The sequence below is a fragment of the Aliiglaciecola lipolytica E3 genome, assembly GCF_000314975.1.
Classification (GTDB): domain Bacteria; phylum Pseudomonadota; class Gammaproteobacteria; order Enterobacterales; family Alteromonadaceae; genus Aliiglaciecola; species Aliiglaciecola lipolytica.
The window spans coordinates 62,952-84,393 of sequence record NZ_BAEN01000015.1; the positions used below are offsets into that span (position 1 = coordinate 62,952).

Consider the following 21,442-nt stretch of genomic DNA (forward strand, 5'->3'; position numbering starts at 1 on the left):
TGCGGATTTTTATTTTTGATTTAATAACGCATTAAATGCCGCCATGGCAGTTTGTTTCTCTTGTACTGCCGCTTCCAATTCATTAGCCGAATCCAAAATACATTTGGTAAAAACATCGATATCTGGCATCAAATTCGCGGAACTCGTCGGACTGATTGAGATAGTTCCATCATAACTTAACACCGGAATAATTAATCCCATACCGTCAAAAATAGGGGCAGTTCCCATATTTGCTAGCAATTTATGTCCACCTAAATAAAGTGGTACATTGGGCCCAGGAACATTCGTAATCACGAGGTTGAAAAACGGTTTGTGCCATTTAGCCAAAGCTGAACGTGAGTAGAAACGTGATGCGACACCCGCGAGCCCAAATGGGATCAGGTCGGCAAATCCCATCAAACTTTTAGCATCAATCGCGTCTTGATAAAGTTTACCAACAAGCGTATTGATATGAATTTTTTCCAAGCGTTTAATCGGATTTTCAATATCTGTAGCTAACTGAATATACATGGCTGATACTTGGTTACCCATTGCATTTTTTTCTTCTCTGGAGCGTGTTGATACCGGCACCATAGCAACAAGTGGTTGTTCGGGTAATTCACCTTTTTCCAATAAATACTGACGCAAAGCACCACTGCAAATAGCCAAAATGACATCGTTCATTGTTGCACCATCTATCACTTTGCGTAACGCTTTAACGCGGTTAAGTTCAAGCAATGCAGAGTTCCATTTTCGCTCTTGATCGACCACATCGTTAAATGGTGTTTTGGGAGCACTAAAAGGTAAAGTAGGCATTTTGATGCCATGAACCCGAGACAAGTAACTTGCTTTTAGCGTCGCTTTTCCCGTATCCCAAAGTAATGAAGGCAGCTTACCGGGCTTAGTGATGAGGTTATAAGCACCGCGAGCCACTAAGTTAATATTACCGGGTATTTGTTCTTTTTCCTTTAATTTTGGCGCAGGAATAGGCCTAGGAGTGGGGGATATATCATACAACATGGCCATCAAGTCGGCTCCAGATTTTCCATCAAAACCTGCGTGATGTACTTTTGTTATGAGCGCGACTGAACCTTTAGGTACTTGTGATACGTTGTCTAACCCCTCTACAAACATAAACTCCCAGAGAGGTCTGTTGCGGTCTAATTTGGTTGAAAAATACTGAGACGCTGCGTACCTGAGCTCTTTCCACGATCCCGGCGCTGGCAACTGGATTTTGCGAATATGCAAGTTTAGGTCAAAGTCAGGATCATCAGCCCAGTACGGCTTGTCTATACTAAGCGGGACGGTGACGAGTTTTTGTGTGAGTTTTGACACTAAATGAACGCGTTGTTCTATAAAGTCAAAAAAATCGCTAAATTCCATCGAGCCTTCGATGATACTCACTCCACCTATATGCATTGGAATTTTATCGGTTTCTAAAAAAAGAAATGCAGCATCTAACCCTGAAAGCTCTTCCATCCTGTTGCCTTGTTAACAAAATGTTGTCATAACACCGTACTGTAAAGCGTGTAAATATCAACTAAAATTTATCTATGCGTAACGCTAAGTAGTGCGAATGTTTACTTACGCTTATGAAAAGTCATAACTAAGCGTAAAAAAAATCCGCAAATCCAGCTCAGCATGGCTATAATGTCGGCTAATGTAAACTAGGACCTCACTCAAATAATATATGCAAGCAATTGATTACGCCAAACAAGCGAGCACGTCATTCGTTTTACCGGATATCTGTATACGTATCAGACAAATGTTGGATGATCATCATTCGGATATAGACGATATAGGAAACTTGGTGAGTTTAGATCCGTCACTTGCATCAAAGTTACTAAAACTGGCTAACAGCCCGTTGTTTAGATTCCGTTCGCAAGTAGATAGCATTAGCAAAGCGATAAATGTACTTGGCGGTGAAGCCTTATATAATTTAGTGATGGCGGAAACAGCAAAAGACGCATTTCAGTATTTTAGTGACGAAAATATGGATTTGACGCGTTTTTGGCAGCAAAGTTTATACACTGGGCTAATCGCAAAACATTTAGCTAAATTAGCTCGAGTAAGAGGAACAGAACGTTTTTTTCTGTTGGGGTTGTTGCACAACCTAGCGGAATTGGTAATTACTAAAGAAAACCCTGATATGGCAGCAAAATGTCTGCCAACGGATGAGACCATATTACCTTTTGTATTGCAGAAAAAAATACTCGGATTTACTTATGCACAATGTAGCTCTAACATACTGCAGTTGTGGCAATTACCTACCCAAATTTGGATGCCAATTGAACAAATCAATGATGAAAATCATGCGCTAGGTAACAAAGAAATTGCGATAATGAACGTGGCCTCAGTGGCGGGTTATTTGCTCGCGACGCAATCCTCGAAAAAGCCTGAAAAAACGATTAACGCAGAGATCTTAAAAAGTGTCGATATGGATGCTGATCTGTTAGTTGACGCAATTACATTCAGTAAACAAGAATTCAACCAAATGCTATCGATATTCAGCTCGAACTAAACGCTATTTTTGTAGCCAAAAAGAGACATTTAGGTATAGATAGTTAGACTGTCCAGCCAAAAAATACTATTTGTTTGATTTTTAATCTATTTTACTACTGCAAATCGATGATTAATTCTATACAATAGCGCAAAAAATAGTACAAAATTTAATTTCGAACGTTTTATATGAAGCTTATTTGCGCCACATTTCTTTGTTTTTTGAGTTTTTCCAGTATCGCGCGTACTGATGTTATCCGATCTTTGTTTCTAACGGATGCGCCCTTTCATGGTGACGCTACTGCTGAGCATCACGATTCTTTTGAGATGAATGGAGAGTTGGGCGTCATTTATTCTTCCGGGAATACCACCGGCACTACCATCACCAGTAAACTAAATGCCAAACAGAATTTACTTCATTGGCACAATCGTTATGTCGCTAAAATTCTGTATAAACAAAATGAGCAGGTTATTGATGAAAACAGAGAATTGGTGACCAGTGCTCAAAATGTTTTTGTATCCATGCAGTCTGATTATAAATTGGAAGACCCCAAGAACCGGTTGTTTATGTATGGTGAATATGAAGATGATAGATTCAATGCATATCGTTACCATGCCGCTTTAGCAGTAGGTTATACAGAACAATTATGGTCAGATAAAGAAAGTGAGTTTACTTACAGTGTGGGGCCTGGATATGCACGTACAATTGCCAAAGAAAATTCTTCTGCCCTCGATCAGACCGGTGTTATAATCCGCGCGGCGATGGAATATGAGAAAAAATTTAATGATATGGCCACATTTAGGCAGTATTTGAGTACAGAAACTGATGATGAATTTTCTCGCTCATTTTCCGAAACATCCTTAGCCGCAAAAATTAATGGCTCGTTAGCTATGAAATTATCATTTAATATGACCCATAACCGCTCACCGCAAGAGCTTGACGAACCATTAGATACACAAACTTCCGTTACTTTGGTGTATCAGTTTTTTTAGTAAAAAAAGACTAAAAATATCCATGAATCAGCATGTTGGTACACTTTGTGTTTGCCGAAATGCTGATTCGAAACGTTTCACACATTATTCAGTATAAAAATAATAATATCAGCTGTTTTTATTTTAATTAAAATCAGGAAAGTCGAATGAAAAAATCAGTTCTATGTTCAGTTGTTTTTTGCGCATTGTCAGCGAATGTAAGCGCAGAAGAAACTAAACCTTTCACCATGGATGGCGAGTTTGGCTTAATCGTCACCACGGGTAACACTGAAACTACGTCTGTAAAAGGAAAGTTATCAGCTCATCAAGAATTAGAAGATTGGAGCAATGACTTCATTATTGAAGGGCTTTATAAGAAAGATCAGGTCACTGTTGATGAAGAAACCGTTTCTCAAACCACTGCACAAAAATGGTTTGTTTCTGGTCAGGCTAACTACAAGTTAGAAAACCCAGATCATCGTCTATTTGGATTCGCGTCCTATGAAGATGATCGTTTTAGCAGTTACGAATATCAATCGACAATTGCTGCTGGTTGGAACCAAAAGCTATGGGATACTGATACAACGTCGTTTGAATACAGTATTGGTCCTGGTTACTCATATGCTAAAACCGAAGAAACAGTTGATAGCAATGGTAATATAATACCTAGTGAAACTGAGAAAGGTTTAATTGTACGTGCTGCAATGGATTATCAGTGGCAAATATCTGATACCGCTACTTTCAAACAGTTGTTATCTACCGAGGTGGGTGAAGACAACACAAAATCCAAATCTGTGACCTCTTTGTCAGCTAAAATAAACGGTTCTCTATCCATGAAGTTTACGATTACGTTAGATCACAACTCTGATGTTGCGGAAACTCGTGAGAACTTGGATACGCAGTCTGCAATAACATTGGTATATACCTTCTTCTAAACAGCATTTTAGCTTGCCAAAAAGTCGGCTTATCTAGCCGACTTTTTTGTGCAAACAACAAAACCAATAACGTATTTAACGACTACCAGCGAAATTGCGTTACCAATAAAGTCTGGTGTTGATTAGCATCGATAGGTAGGTTCAATAACACTCGGTTTTGTGCCGTATTTTTATTCATATGCTGCTCTACACCAATTTGCCACTTATCGGTTATATCGTAACGCCAAGCCAATGTGAGACCATAACCATCACTACTATTTGGATCGGTAGGGAAAATATCGTCCTCAGAAACAATAAATCGATCATATCGAAGGCTTATTCGATGTTCTGCAATTGTGTGACTTAGCATCAAGTACCACGCATCAAAATCCACGAAAACATAGCTTAAACCCATCACAGTACTGCCACTCATCCATTGACTGATGAGGCGTGTTTGGGATGTGAATTTGTGCTGTGCAGACAGACTGTGAAATTTGGTTCGCCAACCATATAGCCTCTGACGATTAACTGATAAGGGGTCAGCTTGGTTGTCATAGTAATAGTAACGTAGCGCACTTTGGTTAAAATAATTTAGATGTGCGCCTAGATAAAATCCCCAGCGCTGATCTAATTCATGAAACGGCTCTACATAGTTGGGATGCCAAATAAAATCGGGATCAATTACTGTAGAGTAGGGGGCAAACTGCACTCGATCATTGTTTAAGGATTGGCGGTCGTGCATGGCAAATCCTCGCCAACTAATCAAGGTGCCTAGCGGATCATTTCCTTGAAACAAACCACCAGTCACTTCCCATGACCAAGGGCTTCGTCTGGCTCGGCCGGGACTATACAAAGAAAGCTCCAAGCCTAAGGTTCGCATTTCCTCACCCACCCAACTATTAATCGCCGATTGTGTATAGGTATAAGGAGAGAGCCAGCCTTTATCCACGTTTTCTAATGATAAACGTGGATAAAAAAAGCCAACGCGACCTTTGAATTTAATCTTATCAGGACTTAACGGTTTGTAATTCAATGCAAGCTGGGAAAAGCCTAGGTGTTGTTCGCCGTCAGGATAATAGTTTGCGACTGCGTCTAAGGTCAGATCAGAAGTAAGATCAATATTTGCGTATAGCAATGCCTGTTGAATGCCCACGCCATTTTCATCATGTCGAAGTATACCGGTTCCTTGGTTTTGATATGACTGCAAGTCGTCACTATCGATAAGATAAATTTGAGCCATTCCGCCAATTTCGTTAGCGGCTGCTGTTATTGTTACACTCCAGCCAATTATTACACTCAGTAAAACGTGAGTTATAATAGCGCATTGTGAAACGTCATGTCGTGCCATGGATAGCGAATCTCCAAATTGATCTATTTAGATTTTCTAATCGTTGTAATCTGTCAATTTGTCAGTTCGTTGTTGGTAAAAACTGAGATCTTGTAGAAGTTCTTTTTGCAGTTTTATTTCAATCACAGACGGTTGATTTATATTGACATTTTGCGACAACGATTCAAGGTCATCCTGAATTCTAGGGTGCCACACCTTCAGTGTATAGTGACCAACGGGGACGTCAATTACAACAACGCCATCTTGTGAGGTTTTAGCAAAGTAGGGTGTATCGACTACCCAAATATACGCCAACATCCAATCATGTACATTACAACCTAACTCTACTTCTCCATCAGTTTCAAATAGCAGAGGCTCAACTTTTGAATCACGATATAGCTTTAACTCGAATTGTTTTGCCGGAGAAAATGAATAAACATGATGTTGAATGGAGTCAGAATTTGGAAACACAACGCTACTGCCTTTTTGAATCGGCAAGATATGGGGAACGAACTGACGATCAACTTGATCAAGTACTGACACCTTATCTACCGCTGGAACAGGAGGCGTTCCAGATGTCGGTTCTAAGTAAACAACAGTTTGAAATACAGGTAAGTTTTTATTGCTTTTTATGTCTACGGTGACTGGTACAGCAACAGCATTGACACTAAACAAGATTAACCAAAGCATTCTACCCATATATCCAGATCCTTTTATTATTCGGTTTTTACAATACATTATTACTAGAACGGATTATTGCTTATCTTATTTCTTATTATCCCAAATTCAGATTTAATTACACGGCTTGGAATAAATTTTACGGAAGATTTCTGGAAGAAGGGGAGGTTAGCACTTCCGAAACAGTCAATATTCGGAAGTGCCGGGGTGTTGAATTAATGTAGTATACGGGTTTTGATAGTACCGTTGATTTTGGTTAGCTGCTCAAATGCTTCTTTCGCATCATCTGTTTCAACATCGATTACCACATAACCAATATTTTCATTGGTTTGTAGATATTGTGATGCAATGTTGATGTTATGCGCGGCAAACGCTTGGTTAATTTGGGTTAACACACCCGGTGCATTAATATGAATATGCAGTAAACGAGAACGATCAACGTGTTCTGGTAACGAGACTTCAGGGAAATTAACCGCAGAAAGTGTCGAACCATTATCACTATATTTAGCAAGCTTACCCGCTACTTCGATACCGATATTTTGTTGCGCTTCTTGCGTGCTGCCGCCTACATGAGGCGTTAGAATGACATTATCAAATTTACGTAGAGGCGAAATAAACTCTTCGTCATTAGACTTAGGCTCAACTGGGAAAACATCGATGGCAGCTCCATTTAGCTTGCCTGACTCCATAGCATCAGCCAATGCATCAATATCGATAACTGTTCCTCTGGCAGCGTTCATCAAAATAGCGCCATCTTTCATCATCGCTAGCTCTTTTTTGCCAATCATATTCTGCGTTTGTGCCGTTTCAGGAACATGTAAACTAACCACGTCAGAAGTACTTAATAGCTGCTTTAAAGTTTTAACTTGGGTCGAGTTACCTAACACAAGCTTGTCTTCGATATCGTAAAACTGTACTCGCATGCCTAAATGCTCAGCCAAAATGCTTAGCTGTGTGCCGATGTGACCATAGCCAATAATTCCTAAGGTTTTGCCGCGAGCTTCATACGAACCAACCGCGCTTTTTTCCCATTCACCTCTATGTGCTTTAGCATTTTTGCTAGGAATACCGCGTAGTAACAGGATGATTTGTCCTAATGCAAGTTCTGCTACAGAACGCGTATTAGAAAAAGGTGCATTAAACACAGGGATGCCACGTTCTTGGGTTGCAGCTAGGTCGACCTGATTGGTACCAATACAAAAACAGCCAACTGCAACCAGTTTTTGTGCTGCATCTATTACATTTGCAGTTAATTGCGTACGAGAACGAATACCAATGAAATGAACATCAGCAATTTTATCAATCAGTTCTTGCTCAGATAGAGACGTCTTAATATATTCAATATTGGTATAGCCGTTAGCTTCAAGAGTTTCTACAGCACTTTGGTGCAAACCCTCAAGCAACAATATCTTAATTTTTTCTTTGGGCAGTGATACTTTGCTCATTTATGTTCCCGTACGTGATCGATTGTAATAAATACTTTGGTTTAGCGTATCTGGCTTAGAGACATCTGGACGTCTATTTGAAAGTGGAAAATACCAGAACTTGTACTTTTAGGAAAGTTTCTTTTATATCTATTTAATCTATTCAATCTCAATTACTTCAGAGTCTGTAGCCACCAATACAATGTCGGCTGCACGTATAGCAAACAAGCCGTTGGTAACAACGCCAGGAATGTGGTTGATTTGTTTCTCTAATTCTACTGGATTAAGAATTTTTAGGTTATGCACGTCTAGAATCACGTTACCGTTGTCAGTAACCACGCCTTGACGATATTCCGGATCGCCGCCTAATTTAACCAGCTCACGAGCCACATACGAGCGAGCCATAGGAATGACTTCTACAGGAAGAGGAAAAGCACCCAAAACAGGAACTTGCTTACTATCATCAATTATGCAAACGAACTTTTTAGCCACAGCAGAAACAATTTTTTCACGGGTTAACGCGGCGCCACCACCTTTGATCATATGTTTATGTTTGGTAATCTCGTCTGCACCATCGACATAAATATCAAAGCTATCCACTGAATTAAGATCAAAGACTTCAATGCCCATCGCTTCTAGTTTCTTCGTGGAGTCATCAGAACTTGATACAGCGCCTTTAATTTTATGCTTCACCTTTTCCAGTGCACTAATAAAATAATGTACTGTAGAACCTGTACCAACGCCTATTACACAGTCATCAGTAACAAATTTGATAGCAGCTTCACCAACGGCCTGTTTCTTTTGATCTTGAGTCATACTTACTCCTAAAAAATACTGAAAATATTCGCGATTCCAAACTAGGCAATGAGTATAACGCACTTAACTGAGGAACAGGTATAAACAACGTTAAACTGAAATAATTCGGCTCGGCGTTACTATTTTGTGTACTGGAATGTCCCAACTTTCTGTTGATAAGGAAGAGGCTTGTTGGCAATCATGGGCGAATCCAAATAGTTGAGGAGATCGAGCTAAATTGTCTATTTCTGCCAGTGTTCTATCATAAAATCCGCCCCCCATACCGAGTCTATTGCCATTTTCATCAAATGCGACTAATGGCAAGAAAATGCAATCAAGTTGATCAATTAATGTGACGTTCGATGACTCAATTACAGGCTCAGGTATTGCGAATCGGTTATTGAGCATGGGGGTTTGCTCAGTATATTCGACAAACAATAATTGTTGACCTTGATCCGGATCGAGCACGGGTAAATAGGTTTTTTTGCTATTTTGCCAGCACCATTGAATTATCTCATGGCAAGACAACTCACCATCTCGACTGAGATACAAAGCAATGTGTTCAGACTCCTCGAGTAAACGATGATTAACAATTATTTGTAACGCTTGTGTACTGGCTTCTTGCTGTTGTTCTGCGCTGAGTTCGCGACGTAATTGCCGGAACTTTTTTCGCAATTCAATTTTGTCAGTTAACAATGTTGGACTGCCTTAAATAAGCCTAAGATGAAGGACAATAATGATTCAATATACTGACAACTTTGCTTTTTTCTATAGGTTTTGTCAAAACATCAGAAATGCCAGAAGTGTGAAGTTTTTGTTGATTTTGCGCGAATACATCGGCCGTTAAGGCAATAATTTTCTGTTCTGGAATTAACGATTTAATTTGGGCGCTGGTTTCGTATCCATCCATGCCAGGTAAATGAATATCCATAAAAATGATGTCGTATTGTTGGTTATTTATTTTCTGTAATGCGGTTTCGCCATTTTCAGCAATATCAATAGATAGGCCGATAGATTCAAATATGGCCTTCGCTACTTCTTGATTAATATCATTGTCTTCAACCAACAATACTTTTGTGCTGGTATTGATAGTTTCTGGCATCAATACAGTTTTCGTCGGAGGCTCGCTAGTAGGTGCTAACGTGACAGGAAGTGACACTTTCACTAATGTACCTTCGTTTAGTTCGCTATTTATTTTTATCGTTCCCGACATGAGTTCAACTAAACTCTTGGTTATCATCAATCCTAACCCAGCACCTTCTTTACCAGCTCGTTCACCCACTTGTTGAAATTTACCGAAAAGCAACGGCATGTCCTCTTTGGCTATGCCAATGCCCTGATCTTTTATGGCGATAACCAAAACATTATTATCGATCACTATATTGACCGAAACCGACTTACCTGCGGGGGTAAATTTGACCGCATTAGAAATCAAGTTGAGAATGATTTGGCTCAACCTAGCCTCATCTAGCTCTACATTTTGTACCGAATTGGCTGCAAACGAGAATACTAATTGCACTGAGTTATCGTCTGCTAAGGTACGTGCTATGGCGTGTATTGAATCGAAAAAGTTATTAATATCAATGTTTTTTGGGTTAAGTGTTAATTTACCTGATTCAATCTTATTGACATCTAGTACCGAATTGATCAATTCCAATAAGCGCTTTCCACTAAAATCCATATGTCTTAAATACTGATAATAATGATCGGGTAACTGTACACTTTTGTCGTTTTGCATCAGTTGGCTAAAACTAATAATTGCATTTAATGGCGTGCGCAACTCATGACTAAGGCTAGACATGAAATCGGTTTTACGTTGATTTGCTTCTTCAACTTGTCTGATTTTTAAGCGCAGCTCTAATTGTGATACTACTTCTCTACCTAAGATCGCCAAACTTTTACGTTGTTGGTGAGTTAAGGTTTTTGGTTGGTCACTAATGGTACAAAGGGTACCAATTGCCATTCCTTCTGGTGTTTCTAATGGCATACCTGCGTAGAAACGAATATTGGGCTCTTCGGTAACTAAAGGGTTGTCAAAAAATCGCTCATCTAAGTGAGTATCTGATACTTCGAAAATTTCTTTTTGATGAATCGCGTGTGCACAAAATGCAATATCACGACTAGTTTCTTCAGCATCGATACCCACTTTTGATTTAAACCATTGTCTATCAGGATCGACTAAGCTAATCAGCGCGATAGGTGTACCGCATATTTCTGAGGCGAGTTCAGTTAAATCGTCAAACACTTTTTCTGCTTCGGTGTCTAATATTTGATATCGATACAGCGCTTCTAATCTTTGCTTTTCGTTTTCTGGTTTATCAGCAATTTTCATTTTTTTGTCATTGATTTCAGTACGCTTTCAATAAGAGTAGCTTATCTATACGAATGCATGATCACAATAGTTAAAATGCTGAGGTAAAACTGAATAAAAGTAGGGAAGTACGGACCAATACAATCACATTGCTTGATCCGTATTTTTGAAGACAATTATAACGCGTAAGTATCGATATACAGTTTACGCAGACGAGCATGATCGACTTTGGTCGCTACATCTATTTGATTAGCGTCTAGCCACAATGGACTCGCCGTTGAGCCTGCTGGTGCGATGCTAGTTTGTCCACGATTAAGCGGGTCGGTAGAGACCCTAGCATGGCCACGGGTTAACTCAAATAAACTTGGATCGATTAAATATGCCAATGGCATTGCATCATGGAAAAAACAAACACGGTCATCTCGCCCTTGCGAATAAAAGTCCACATAGAACTGAGAGGATTCTTTCACGAAGCCACCTAATTTAGGGTTTTTGCTTTCAAGCTCGTCAAGAAAATCTAATGTGAAAGGCACGTCATTGGTTACATCCAACCCAAACATTTTTAGATCCCAGTCTGCTGCAAATACGATCTCTGCTGCATGGGCGTCGTTCCAGATATTGGCTTCGGCAACCGGCGTTACATTGCCTTTCACAAATGCCGCTCCACCCATAATGACGACGCCTTTCACCAACTTGGGAAGTTCAGGCTCTAGACGCAAGGCTAATGCTAAATTGCCCAGTGGACCTATTGCGACTATGGTAACTTCGCCAGGGTGCTGGCGTGCCGTATCGACGATGAATTGTGCAGAGCTGCGAGGATCAAGCTTGCGGTCTGAAACTGGAAAGTTAATATTGCCAAAACCATCGTCACCATGAACAAAATGTGCATAGCCTGACTCTGGTCCCACCCAAGGCATACCCACTCCCTTGGTTACAGGAATATCTTGTTTCGCCAACTCACACAAAGTCAGTGCATTTTGTGCTGACATAGAAACCGGCACATTTCCATAAACTGTGGTTAAACCTAATACGTCTATATCAGGAGATTGAAAAGCAAAAAAGATTGCCATCGCGTCGTCAATACCTGGATCGGTATCAAGAATAATTTTGTGAGCCATGTATATGTTCTCTTTAAAAAATAAATTTTGATTAAGCTTGGTTCTGACTGAGGAAAAGATCAACCTCTTCAGAGTTCGGAATTGATTGAGCTGCGCCACTTCGCGTGACAGCTATAGCGGAAGCTGCACAAGCTCTTGTTAATGCATCTTTGGCTTTTTCTCTGCGACTGTAGGCCGCTAAAAAATAGCCTATAAAGGTATCACCGGCTGCCGTTGTGTCTACTGTATCGACAACAAATGCAGGTACATCAATAGTTTCTTCTGGCAGTATCATTCGAACGCCTTTTTTGCCCAACGTAATAATTACCTCCGCATGCGGCCAGTCACTACGAAAATAGGCTTCCATTTGTTCAATATCATTCACGCCAGTTATTTCAGCGGCTTCTACTTCGTTAACTATCAATAGGTCGATACAATCATGAGGCAATTGCTTGACTGAATCTGTCATTGGCGCTGGATTAAAAGCCACTTTTAGCCCGATCTTTTTGGCATCTTGGAAAACAATATCGATTGCGCTGGTTTCATTTTGGGTTAATACCCAATCAGAATCTGCTGCGTCATCGAGTGCGCGTAGTATGTCTTTATTATCGATGGTGAGGTTGGCGCCACCAAACAATACAATGGCATTCTCACCAGTGGTAGTAACTTGGATAATGGCATGACCTGTGGGCGAATCTGTACATTGCACAAATTTACAATCGACACCTTGTTTGATCATCGCTTGCTTAAAATGCGCATCATGCTCATTAATTTTGCCTACATGCTTAACTTCGGTTCCCGCTTTAGCCAGTGCTATAGATTGATTTGCACCTTTTCCACCTAATAATTGCTGATAATCAGTAGAAGATAGCGTTTCTCCGGGTTGAACAAAATGTTCTACCTGATAAACGTGATCAATATTAATTGAACCGAAATTAATAACAGCCATATAGTTTCCAACCAAGCATTAAATTATGAGTTTAAGAAAGAAATGCGTTTGTACCATAAGTTTAAAGCAAAAAGAACAGATAAAGTTGACCATGTGGTCAACTTTATCTGTTTTTGTCTAGCATATCGCTGATTTACGGAAAGCGAATTAGCGCGCAAAAGCACCTGAAATTCGATGCAATATGCCTCGCGGAGCTTGGAAAGGTTGACTATTAGCACGAAAAAGTCGCACTGAAATGGTTGCGCCATGACCCCAAGGCCACCAAGACAACATCATCTCAAACTCACCACTATCGTCTTTGGTGAGAAGTTCTTGGTTTTTTTCCAGAATATTAAAGAAACCCGCACGATGTCTTAAAATGGGATCGGCTTTTTTGAATTGTTTCTTATTCCAAGTATGCGGAAAATGTTTTTGTGCGATTAGATAAACTTGTTGCGCGTGATCGACTGAAAATTCTGATAAAAGACAACCAAAATGTTCATCCCACTTCCATTCTATTCTATTGCCAAGTTCGTCGAAAAATCCAGAGCATGCTTCACGCATTGCTTGTTGATGGGTTGGTGACACTTTCATTTTTTATTATTCTTTTTATTAGTTTAAAAATTAAGCGGTGTGATTAAAATATTAATTCACCACCTTAAAGTTCAACTCCTTTTGTGCATATTTATTTCATTAGTTGCTTGTTTTTTGTCCTTTAAACATTCGCGAAATAATCCTGCAAAATGTACACCATCAAGATTATTGTTCATGTAAAACAGAGTGTTACGAACTATTTTTTGCATAAAAAAAGCGAGCTGTCAAATAAATTGACACTCGCCTTATGAAATTAGGGTCTCCCAAAATGCCGCTGTTCGGTGTGCGCCCGTGAACCGAAAGTTCAGGGCGGAAACATCATCATTACCGTAGGCTTCTTGGTTCAAGCCAAGCTTGCACAATAGTAATGGAATCAATTTCCAGGTTAATTAGCATCGGCCAGGGACATAACTGAACTGGCAAACATCCCAGGAGATGACAAATTTTACCATAGCGGCAATAAAATAAAATCGAAAACTGGAAAATCATTTTTAGATGCATAAAAAATCAACATTTCGCGCGCTCAAAAGGAGCTGCAAAATGTTGAAAATTAAACTTCCTATAATGAATTTAAAAATGCTAAAAGTGCGTTTTTATCAGCATTAGACAAACTTTCAAATTGGACTCTAGCTTGTTCAGATTCACCGCCATGCCACAAGATTGCTTCTTCGATAGTGCGCGCTCTGCCATCATGCAAATAACTGTGCTCTGGTGTACAAAACTCATTTCCCTGTCCACCTATCTCATTAATTACACCACCCGTAACACAGGCAGATAAACCTAATCCCCAAAGAGGAGCAGTTCGCCATTCAGCTCCACTGGCAATACCTTCCCCTAAGTTATCAGCTAACCCTTCACCCATGTCATGTAACAGCAAGTCGGTATAAGGATAGATAGTCTGATCTCTAAGTTCAGAAAACGGATGATACACACTGGTTTGTGCCTGAGGCGTGTGACAGCTTGCACAGTCAATTGCTGAGAATATTGCTTTTCCTTGCTGCACTTGTGGGTCATCTATATCGCGTTGGGCACGTACACCCAATAGCGCGATATATTTCACTAAGTCATCTAAGTGTTCATCTGCTAGCTCAGAGCCGCTGTTGCCACATTGATGCTGATTACTGCCACAGTCTGGGGTAGGTAATACACTGGTCATAACGCCAAGATCCGTATTAAATGCAGCGGCAACTTGATGTTTAATGCTCGATGTTGCGGCTTTGTAGCCAAATCGTCCTAACCGGAGTTCAGCCGTTTGTGGATCAAATACCCGTTGAGCACGGCCGGAAATACCGTCGCCATCGATGTCATCAGGATCTTCCATCGAGAGAATATACTCTTCTGGAATAGCTTCTAATAATTCTAGTCCAACCAATTGTGGTGCGATTCGAGCAGAGAATTTGGCCGGTGTTTTTTTACTGAACACATAATTGGGCGAACGTAACCCGTTGTTTTCTCTCCAAGAGTCAATGGATACTTCACCTTCACCAAATTGATTGCTATCGATATATAGAGTCTTAGGTTGCAAAACATTACCAAGATCTGGGTCAGATAAACCATTTTCATCAGCTACCTTAAATACCCATTTGTCCAATGGCTCGCCTATCGCAACTGGCGCAGCTCGACCGTTTCGCTCGTGGCAGCCTGAACAGTTTTCTTTGATATAACGTGTATTTGATTTGCCAATCATTTCAGGAAAAATACCATTTTCAACTCGCTCGTCATGTTGCCCATCTACAAAACTTGTGTGATGAATGCGGCGGCCTAAAACAAACGCTTGGCCATTTAGATTAGAAAGATTGGTGGCCATTTGCATAAAATGGTTATCAGGTTCATTGGTGTAGTTATAAGGTAAAGTCGTTTTGCCTCCTAACCAACCTTGTTGATCAATCGGATAAGAGTCTTCTCTTTCAGATCCCATGTCACCAAACGTACCTCTAGTTTCCCAAGGGACAATACCTTGACCCACGATATACAAATAGGTCGTGCCATAATAATTTTCACGACCTTCAGGCGGTGCATCTAAAAATTGACTTACTTCAAACTCCATGCGTTGACCGACTTCTAAAGGCAAAGCGCCGTTTGCAGGGTCCCAATTTAGTGGGCGATAGTCATCAATAATGACTTGATATTTATATTGGTCACCATCGTTACTTATTTTATTGAAGTTATAATCGAACGATCCGTTATCAAGTTCAACAACACTGCCACCACCAAAGTAATTACCGTGATACTCGGCAACAGTGCCAATTCCACGATACCAGGCTCTAAATTCGCGCGCGCCAAGTTTCCATTCGGTGACAAAAGTAATCTCAATCGAGCTTCCGCCTTTGGGAATATAGTCGACAATTTCAAATTGTGCAGTGCGATGAGTCCAATAGTGGGATAAATAGTGGTCGTATATCTGGAACTGATCTTCTTTGGCGTGCCTGTCGCGCCCCCGGTCTGCAAAGCGGGTAATAATGGCATCGCCACGGTCATAACTAATCGGTTGCTCAAGGTCTGTGCTACCACTAAATAATGGCACAATGTCGCCAGTATCCACATTGTAACTAACTAAATGCCAAACACCGCCAACACCATCACCATTGGTATCGCCTGGATTTAAATCATTGGCAAACAAATACAAGGGACGACCCTCGAAGGTCACTTGCATACCACCATCATTTCTGTCAATTGTGCTTAAGCCGTTTATGCCAGAAACTTGGTTATCCTGTACTAACAGGGGGGGCCAATTTGCTGCACAGCCGTCGTAGCAAACACTTTGCCCATCTTGTCCAATATCGTTGTCAAATACATAGAGCGAATACCCTGGAGTAGCGGTTGCGTTACCGGATACTAAAATGCCATTAGAGACAGTTACTTCGCTACCTTGAATGATGATCGCGCAGCCTGAAGAATCGACGACAGTATTGGCAGGCGTATTCGGGCACATGTCTAGTTCATCTGCAACACCATCATTGTCACTGTCTGCTGGCGGAATATCCGCACATCCGAATTCATCTACTGGTGTACCAAACGGGGTGTTTGGACATTGATCAATACTATCCGCTACCCCATCAGAGTCTGAGTCGGTTACTGAAGGAATAACGATATCATCAAAATAGAAAGTCCAATCTTCAGGATTTGCCGCCGCGTCACCATTAATCCCTAAGTCAAAAATAATTGTAATTTGACTAACATTGCTTCCCACTTCGCCAGCAAATTCAAAACTTAGCTCTTCCCACCCGTTTCCAGAATGCGGCACATTACGTTCTACATTCATGCCTTCTAGTTTAAACAACACCATTACAGGACGGTTCGCCCAGACTTTCATGGTAAAAATTGTGCTATCAACGTTGATAGGGGAGTCGAGTGTAAGCGTGCTTCCACCCCATGGTTCGCCTGCAAATTTTTGCATGCGGACCACTTGAGAACTCGTATTAATTCCAGAGGGATCGGGGTTATTGATAATCGACGCTTCGCCGCCAGCGAAGTTTCCAAATGCATAGTTTCCAGCTTGATCTTCAAACTCAACCGTTGTGGAGTTGGTATCTGCGTAGGGTTGATCACTGATTTCGTCATAGTAGAACGTCCAGTAATCAGGGTCACCTGCAGCATCACCGACAATGCCTAAATCAAATATAAAGGTTAACTGTGAAACAGAACCCATTACGCCGGCAAAATCAAAGGAAAGGACTTCCCAACCCGTTCCGGTATGGACAACACTGCGTTCTTGGTTCAATCCTTCTAACTTAAATAGCACACTAACTGCACGGTTAGACCATACTTTCAAATTAAATACCGTACTTTCTACACTGATTGCTTCAGAGAGTGAGTATGTTGAACCTCCCCAAGGTTGTCCTGCGAATTTTTGCATTTGCACAACTTGGTTACTTTGGTTGATGCCCATCACTTGTGGATTGGCAACAATAGTTGAAAAACCACCGTCGAAATTGCCAAAAGGGTAGCTCTCTATGGGACCTTCGAAATCTACCAGTAGTCCATCAGGTTGCGGTTCTGGATCAGGCTCTGGATCGACATCAATTGGCTCATTTGCTGATGGATAACTAATGTCATCGTAATAAAAAGTCCAATTAGTTGGGTCGCCGGCAGCATCCCCCATAACGCCTAGATCAAAAATTAATGTAATTTGATTAACGTTGCTACCATTTTCGCCGGCAAAATCAAAACTAAGCTCTTCCCATCCATTACCTGAGTGAGCGACGTTTCGTTCGACGTTCATACCTTCGAGTTTAAATAATACGTTGACGCTTCTGTCTGACCACACTTTCATGGTAAAAACAGTATCCTCTACATCAATAGCTGCAGGCAATGTAAACGTTGAGCCGCCCCAAGGCTGTCCGAAGAACTTCTGCATCAGCACAACCTGAGAACTTCTATTAGTTTCGGTAACTTCAGGGTTTGTCGCAATTGAGGACACGCCACCATCAAAGTTAACAAAGGCGTATGAAGCAGCATCCGCTTCAAAGTCAATAACGTCTATAGTTGGCTCTTCAAACAAAACAATGTCATCGTATAAGAACGTCCAATTAGCAGCGTCTCCGGCGGCATCCCCCATTACGCCTAAATCAAAAATTAAAGTGATTTGCGAAACATTTGCGCCTGACTCACCACTAAAATCGAAATTTAATTCCTCCCAACCAGTTCCAGCATGCGCAACATTGCGTTCTACATTCATACTTTCAAGTTTAAACAGCACATTTACAGGCCTGTCAGACCACACCTTCAAACTGAAAATGCTACTATCCACATCTATAGGCGCGTCCAATGAAATCGTTGAGCCCCCCCAAGGTTGACCAAAGTATTTTTGCATTTGCACAACTTGTGCACTGGTATTGGCGTCACTAATTTGCGAATTTGAAATTACCGTTGAAACACCACCGTCAAAATTAACAAAGCTATAATTATTTTGGGTCTGTTCAAAATCGACTAAAACGCGTTTATTAAGTCCATTGCCAGGCGGTAGTTCCTCACCTTGCAAAAATGCCACATTGTCGACTCTAAATACCGCACCTTCACCTTGTCCCCAATCGGGGAAAATCATCACTACATCAATGCCGTTTAGGTTCAAGCCAGAGCCAGCAAGGTTGCGTAGCGGAATAGAATAGTGTTGCCATTGTTCGGTTGGTGGGTCTATTGAAACTACCGCTTCAGAACTTACTCCGCCTTGTTCTACTTTTAGATTCCAATTGACATTTGCCGCCATAGTGGGATTTACAAGCTTCAAGTCAAATTCGAGTACACCATTAGCCAACATGGGTGAGCCATCAAAAGGCGCAGGTAAGCTGGAAACAGAGGTGTTAAAACCGACGACTGTTGGCGCAGTACCAATGGTGAATTCAACCACCTGTCCGTGTTCGGCATCATCTTTCACAGTAACTGGGGTAGAGCCACCACAACAATCCCATGCTGGCCAAGATTCATGTATATCATTTTCAAAAATCACTAATTCTCGGGCTACACCGTCGGATGGCGGAATAGGAGTAGGGGCTGCACCATTTTGTAGTGTGCCACCCTCAGCAATACTGTCATCATATCCTTCAGATACAGTTGCGCAGCCTTTACCATTGGTCGGTGATATAGAACATTCGTATACCCGCACATAATCAACTTCAAACGTGTTCTCAGCATGGAAAGCGTTTGGATCAACGCCGCCTAAATTAACCGCTTCTGGCCAAGCACCGCCTACAGCGAAATTTAAAATAAGGTGAAAATCTTGGTCATAAGGTGCGGAATTCCATAACAGTTCACCATTTTTTTCGGTGTACCATCCTTTATGAATTAAGCCATCAGGCTGACCATCTTCATTATAAGCAACCTCAGATTGACGCTGTGTTTCGAATAAAACATCGTCTACATACCAACGTATTTCACCTTCTTCCCACTCTATAGCATAAACATGGAAATCATCAGCAGGATTAACGTTGTTGGCTAGTACGTAGTTGTGACCTGTTTGGTCATTGTCTGGCCAGCTTTTTCCATAGTGCAATGTGCCATACACATCAGTTTGAATATCACTTGAATTTGGTGCACGAGGTACGCCTAAATTAACCGCTTCGAAAATATCAATTTCACCAGAATGTGGCCAACCTCCATACACTTCATTTGTGGGAAGCATCCAAATTGCCGGCCAGGCCCCTTGGCCACGAGAGGCTTTTGCGCGAATTTCGAATCGTCCATAAGTAAAATCAGCTTTACCTTTGGTAAGAAGTTTGGCTGAACTGTAAGGCAGTGGCAGGCCGCTTTCCGGCTTAGCAACAATTTTCAGTACACCATTTTCTATGTAGGCGTTTTCAGGATTATCTGTATAACATTGTTTCTCAAAGTTTCCACCGCCATTACAGTCAATTGCATGTGCCCATTTATTTGAGTCAATCTGATCTTGATTAAATTCATCATTCCAGACCATTTCCCATGGTGTGTATGCTTGTGTGACAGCTGTAAATAGCATGCGCGCCCGTTGCAGCTCAAAATCAACTCGCACTGTCGTTGTTTGCCCCGGTGCTAAATTAGCAGTGTCTAACTCTTTAAATGGCGTGCCATTTTCATCGACACCATCTGGATTCAGCACAGTATGTGAAGAATGGTCAATTAGAACCCGCATAGGTTGAGAGAGCGGTTCGGTGCTGGAGTTTTCAATAGTTAAATAAGAAAAGTAGCTTCGATTCACGCGATCCACAGCCAGTCGTGACTGACTGACCTGCACGCTATTTTGAATGTTTTGCCAAGCTGCCTGGCACGTGCCTGACAGCAGAGTGAGCAAGGCTAAGCCCAGCCCCTTAAAGAGTTTTGCTTTTTTCATTAGTTTACCTAGATAGAAATTTGTCAGTAAAAATGTGAGGCAAGACCCATAATCCACTACTTTTGGAACAGCTGAACAAATCGCCACACATCTGCAAAAGTTAAAAATTAATTGTTAGAGGGTTTTGTACGGCGTCGTCTGAGTCCTAAAAGCGCTAATGAACAAAGCCATAATCCGCTAGGTTCATTTACATCAACATTTGGGTTAACGTCTTTTAGGCTAATATTATCAATAATAAAACTAGAGCCATATGCGTCAGCTAACGCAAAATCATCGATACCTACATTCAACTGGAAGTCTAAAAACCAGCCATTTTGATTGGCAAATGAACTGTCTAATTCGAAGCTAACAGACTGACTGGCAGCACCATTAATTTCTGAGGGACCAATCAAGAAACCGAGCGCCCCTGTATGATCGTAATAGTTACCTAATCCATCGTTTAAACCAATTAAGAAGTAATCAGCTACAAAATTAGCATTTGCCGAAGTCACTTCGCTATCGACAGAAAATTGAATATCTAACCATAAGGTGCTGCCAAGATCTGCACTCAAATCTAGTTCTTGATATAACGTATTGGCAAAAAATGCTTCGTCAATTGCAAAACTTCCTGAGTCACCTGGTACGTCAAAATGATCTACATTGATTACGGCAGCGCAATTTCCTGCATCATTTTTAATTGCAAAATCATTGCCTAGGGAAACATCACCAAATCCGTCGGTATCCTTTTGCCATCCGTTGTAGTTACAGGAGCTGAAATCACCGTTACTTATGATTGCTGCTGGGGCATTCATACTGCTGATTGCCAAGACTAATAGTGCCATTTTAATTGGTTTATCCATTTTTTTATCCATACTTTTAGTGATGTAATTTGGCTATTTCCCGCAGATATAAAAATCAATGCAATTTGGTAACATCTGCCATGCAAATGGGAAAATATTTGTTAACTTATTATTAACAGTTGACAGAGTAGGGTGAGAAAAGACATGTTGAAATGCATTTGCGCTAAAAGGGGTATGACGACGAGTTAAGTTGGACTAAAGTCTAATTCCAATCAGTAGATTTTTAGGTTTGTTTGATTTCTGTATAAAATTATATGGGTGTTGAGTATTCGTAAAAATACTT

Annotated in this window: 15 protein-coding genes and 1 other RNA gene; 3 read left to right on the forward strand and 13 right to left on the reverse strand. The window is 40.9% G+C overall.

What is annotated here, in order from left to right; translation table 11 throughout:
• Positions 1 to 9: 9 nt before the first annotated feature.
• Entirely contained in the window at positions 10 to 1,458 is a 1,449-nt protein-coding gene (locus GLIP_RS02595; protein ID WP_008843004.1) for a WS/DGAT/MGAT family O-acyltransferase, read from the reverse strand.
• A 211-nt stretch (positions 1,459 to 1,669) separates the two neighbouring features.
• Between GLIP_RS02595 and GLIP_RS02600 the strand changes: the two genes are divergently transcribed.
• The 3 genes from GLIP_RS02600 (at position 1,670) to GLIP_RS02610 (ending at position 4,385) form a co-directional block, all read left to right on the forward strand.
• Positions 1,670 to 2,500: an HDOD domain-containing protein gene (locus tag GLIP_RS02600; RefSeq protein WP_008843005.1), complete on the forward strand. Its 831-nt coding sequence runs from the start codon at positions 1,670 to 1,672 to the stop codon at positions 2,498 to 2,500.
• A gap of 167 nt (positions 2,501 to 2,667) precedes the next feature.
• Complete coding sequence (locus GLIP_RS02605) at positions 2,668 to 3,471, forward strand: DUF481 domain-containing protein (protein ID WP_008843006.1); 804 nt, start codon at positions 2,668 to 2,670, stop codon at positions 3,469 to 3,471.
• A gap of 146 nt (positions 3,472 to 3,617) precedes the next feature.
• Positions 3,618 to 4,385, forward strand: coding sequence for a DUF481 domain-containing protein (locus tag GLIP_RS02610; protein WP_008843007.1), 768 nt, complete (start codon positions 3,618 to 3,620; stop codon positions 4,383 to 4,385).
• An 82-nt stretch (positions 4,386 to 4,467) separates the two neighbouring features.
• On the opposite strand, the gene GLIP_RS02615 is transcribed toward GLIP_RS02610, so the two are convergent.
• The 12 genes from GLIP_RS02615 to GLIP_RS02670 all read right to left on the reverse strand — a co-directional run bounded on the left by GLIP_RS02615 (position 4,468) and on the right by GLIP_RS02670 (position 21,159).
• Complete coding sequence (locus GLIP_RS02615; protein WP_008843008.1) at positions 4,468 to 5,712, reverse strand: hypothetical protein; 1,245 nt, start codon at positions 5,710 to 5,712, stop codon at positions 4,468 to 4,470.
• A gap of 36 nt (positions 5,713 to 5,748) precedes the next feature.
• Positions 5,749 to 6,390: a methylamine utilization protein gene (locus GLIP_RS02620; protein ID WP_008843009.1), complete on the reverse strand. Its 642-nt coding sequence runs from the start codon at positions 6,388 to 6,390 to the stop codon at positions 5,749 to 5,751.
• A 194-nt stretch (positions 6,391 to 6,584) separates the two neighbouring features.
• Positions 6,585 to 7,814: a phosphoglycerate dehydrogenase gene (serA, locus tag GLIP_RS02625; protein WP_008843010.1), complete on the reverse strand. Its 1,230-nt coding sequence runs from the start codon at positions 7,812 to 7,814 to the stop codon at positions 6,585 to 6,587.
• Positions 7,815 to 7,952: 138 nt separating this feature from the next.
• Positions 7,953 to 8,609, reverse strand: a complete 657-nt coding sequence (gene rpiA, locus GLIP_RS02630) for a ribose-5-phosphate isomerase RpiA (RefSeq protein WP_008843011.1) — start codon at positions 8,607 to 8,609, stop codon at positions 7,953 to 7,955.
• A 90-nt stretch (positions 8,610 to 8,699) separates the two neighbouring features.
• Positions 8,700 to 9,284, reverse strand: coding sequence for a 5-formyltetrahydrofolate cyclo-ligase (locus GLIP_RS02635; protein ID WP_008843012.1), 585 nt, complete (start codon positions 9,282 to 9,284; stop codon positions 8,700 to 8,702).
• Positions 9,285 to 9,306: 22 nt separating this feature from the next.
• Entirely contained in the window at positions 9,307 to 10,920 is a 1,614-nt protein-coding gene (locus tag GLIP_RS02640) for a GAF domain-containing hybrid sensor histidine kinase/response regulator (protein WP_008843013.1), read from the reverse strand.
• A gap of 155 nt (positions 10,921 to 11,075) precedes the next feature.
• Positions 11,076 to 12,017: a nucleoside hydrolase gene (locus GLIP_RS02645; protein ID WP_008843014.1), complete on the reverse strand. Its 942-nt coding sequence runs from the start codon at positions 12,015 to 12,017 to the stop codon at positions 11,076 to 11,078.
• 31 nt (positions 12,018 to 12,048) lie between these two features.
• Positions 12,049 to 12,945 (reverse strand): ribokinase, encoded by an 897-nt coding sequence (locus tag GLIP_RS02650; protein WP_008843015.1) that lies wholly within the window; start codon positions 12,943 to 12,945, stop codon positions 12,049 to 12,051.
• Between the two features lie 147 nt (positions 12,946 to 13,092).
• Entirely contained in the window at positions 13,093 to 13,518 is a 426-nt protein-coding gene (locus GLIP_RS02655) for a hypothetical protein (RefSeq protein ID WP_008843016.1), read from the reverse strand.
• Positions 13,519 to 13,774: 256 nt separating this feature from the next.
• Positions 13,775 to 13,956: non-coding RNA, 6S RNA (ssrS, locus tag GLIP_RS21615), on the reverse strand.
• A gap of 121 nt (positions 13,957 to 14,077) precedes the next feature.
• Positions 14,078 to 20,320, reverse strand: coding sequence for a di-heme oxidoredictase family protein (locus GLIP_RS21250; protein ID WP_008843018.1), 6,243 nt, complete (start codon positions 20,318 to 20,320; stop codon positions 14,078 to 14,080).
• 107 nt (positions 20,321 to 20,427) lie between these two features.
• Positions 20,428 to 21,159: a hypothetical protein gene (locus GLIP_RS02670; protein WP_008843019.1), complete on the reverse strand. Its 732-nt coding sequence runs from the start codon at positions 21,157 to 21,159 to the stop codon at positions 20,428 to 20,430.
• Positions 21,160 to 21,442: the final 283 nt, after the last annotated feature.

Bases quoted from the DNA above. Each gene is read 5' to 3' on its own strand.
- GLIP_RS21250 (WP_008843018.1), bottom strand. From the start codon at position 20,320: ATGAAAAAAGCAAAACTCTTTAAGGGGCTGGGCTTAGCCTTGCTCACT.
- GLIP_RS02640 (WP_008843013.1), bottom strand. From the start codon at position 10,920: ATGAAAATTGCTGATAAACCAGAAAACGAAAAGCAAAGATTAGAAGCG.
- serA (WP_008843010.1), bottom strand. From the start codon at position 7,814: ATGAGCAAAGTATCACTGCCCAAAGAAAAAATTAAGATATTGTTGCTT.
- GLIP_RS02670 (WP_008843019.1), bottom strand. From the start codon at position 21,159: ATGGATAAACCAATTAAAATGGCACTATTAGTCTTGGCAATCAGCAGT.
- GLIP_RS02645 (WP_008843014.1), bottom strand. From the start codon at position 12,017: ATGGCTCACAAAATTATTCTTGATACCGATCCAGGTATTGACGACGCG.
- GLIP_RS02610 (WP_008843007.1), top strand. From the start codon at position 3,618: ATGAAAAAATCAGTTCTATGTTCAGTTGTTTTTTGCGCATTGTCAGCG.
- GLIP_RS02615 (WP_008843008.1), bottom strand. From the start codon at position 5,712: ATGGCACGACATGACGTTTCACAATGCGCTATTATAACTCACGTTTTA.
- GLIP_RS02650 (WP_008843015.1), bottom strand. From the start codon at position 12,945: ATGGCTGTTATTAATTTCGGTTCAATTAATATTGATCACGTTTATCAG.
- GLIP_RS02595 (WP_008843004.1), bottom strand. From the start codon at position 1,458: ATGGAAGAGCTTTCAGGGTTAGATGCTGCATTTCTTTTTTTAGAAACC.
- GLIP_RS02620 (WP_008843009.1), bottom strand. From the start codon at position 6,390: ATGGGTAGAATGCTTTGGTTAATCTTGTTTAGTGTCAATGCTGTTGCT.
- GLIP_RS02655 (WP_008843016.1), bottom strand. From the start codon at position 13,518: ATGAAAGTGTCACCAACCCATCAACAAGCAATGCGTGAAGCATGCTCT.
- rpiA (WP_008843011.1), bottom strand. From the start codon at position 8,609: ATGACTCAAGATCAAAAGAAACAGGCCGTTGGTGAAGCTGCTATCAAA.
- GLIP_RS02605 (WP_008843006.1), top strand. From the start codon at position 2,668: ATGAAGCTTATTTGCGCCACATTTCTTTGTTTTTTGAGTTTTTCCAGT.
- GLIP_RS02600 (WP_008843005.1), top strand. From the start codon at position 1,670: ATGCAAGCAATTGATTACGCCAAACAAGCGAGCACGTCATTCGTTTTA.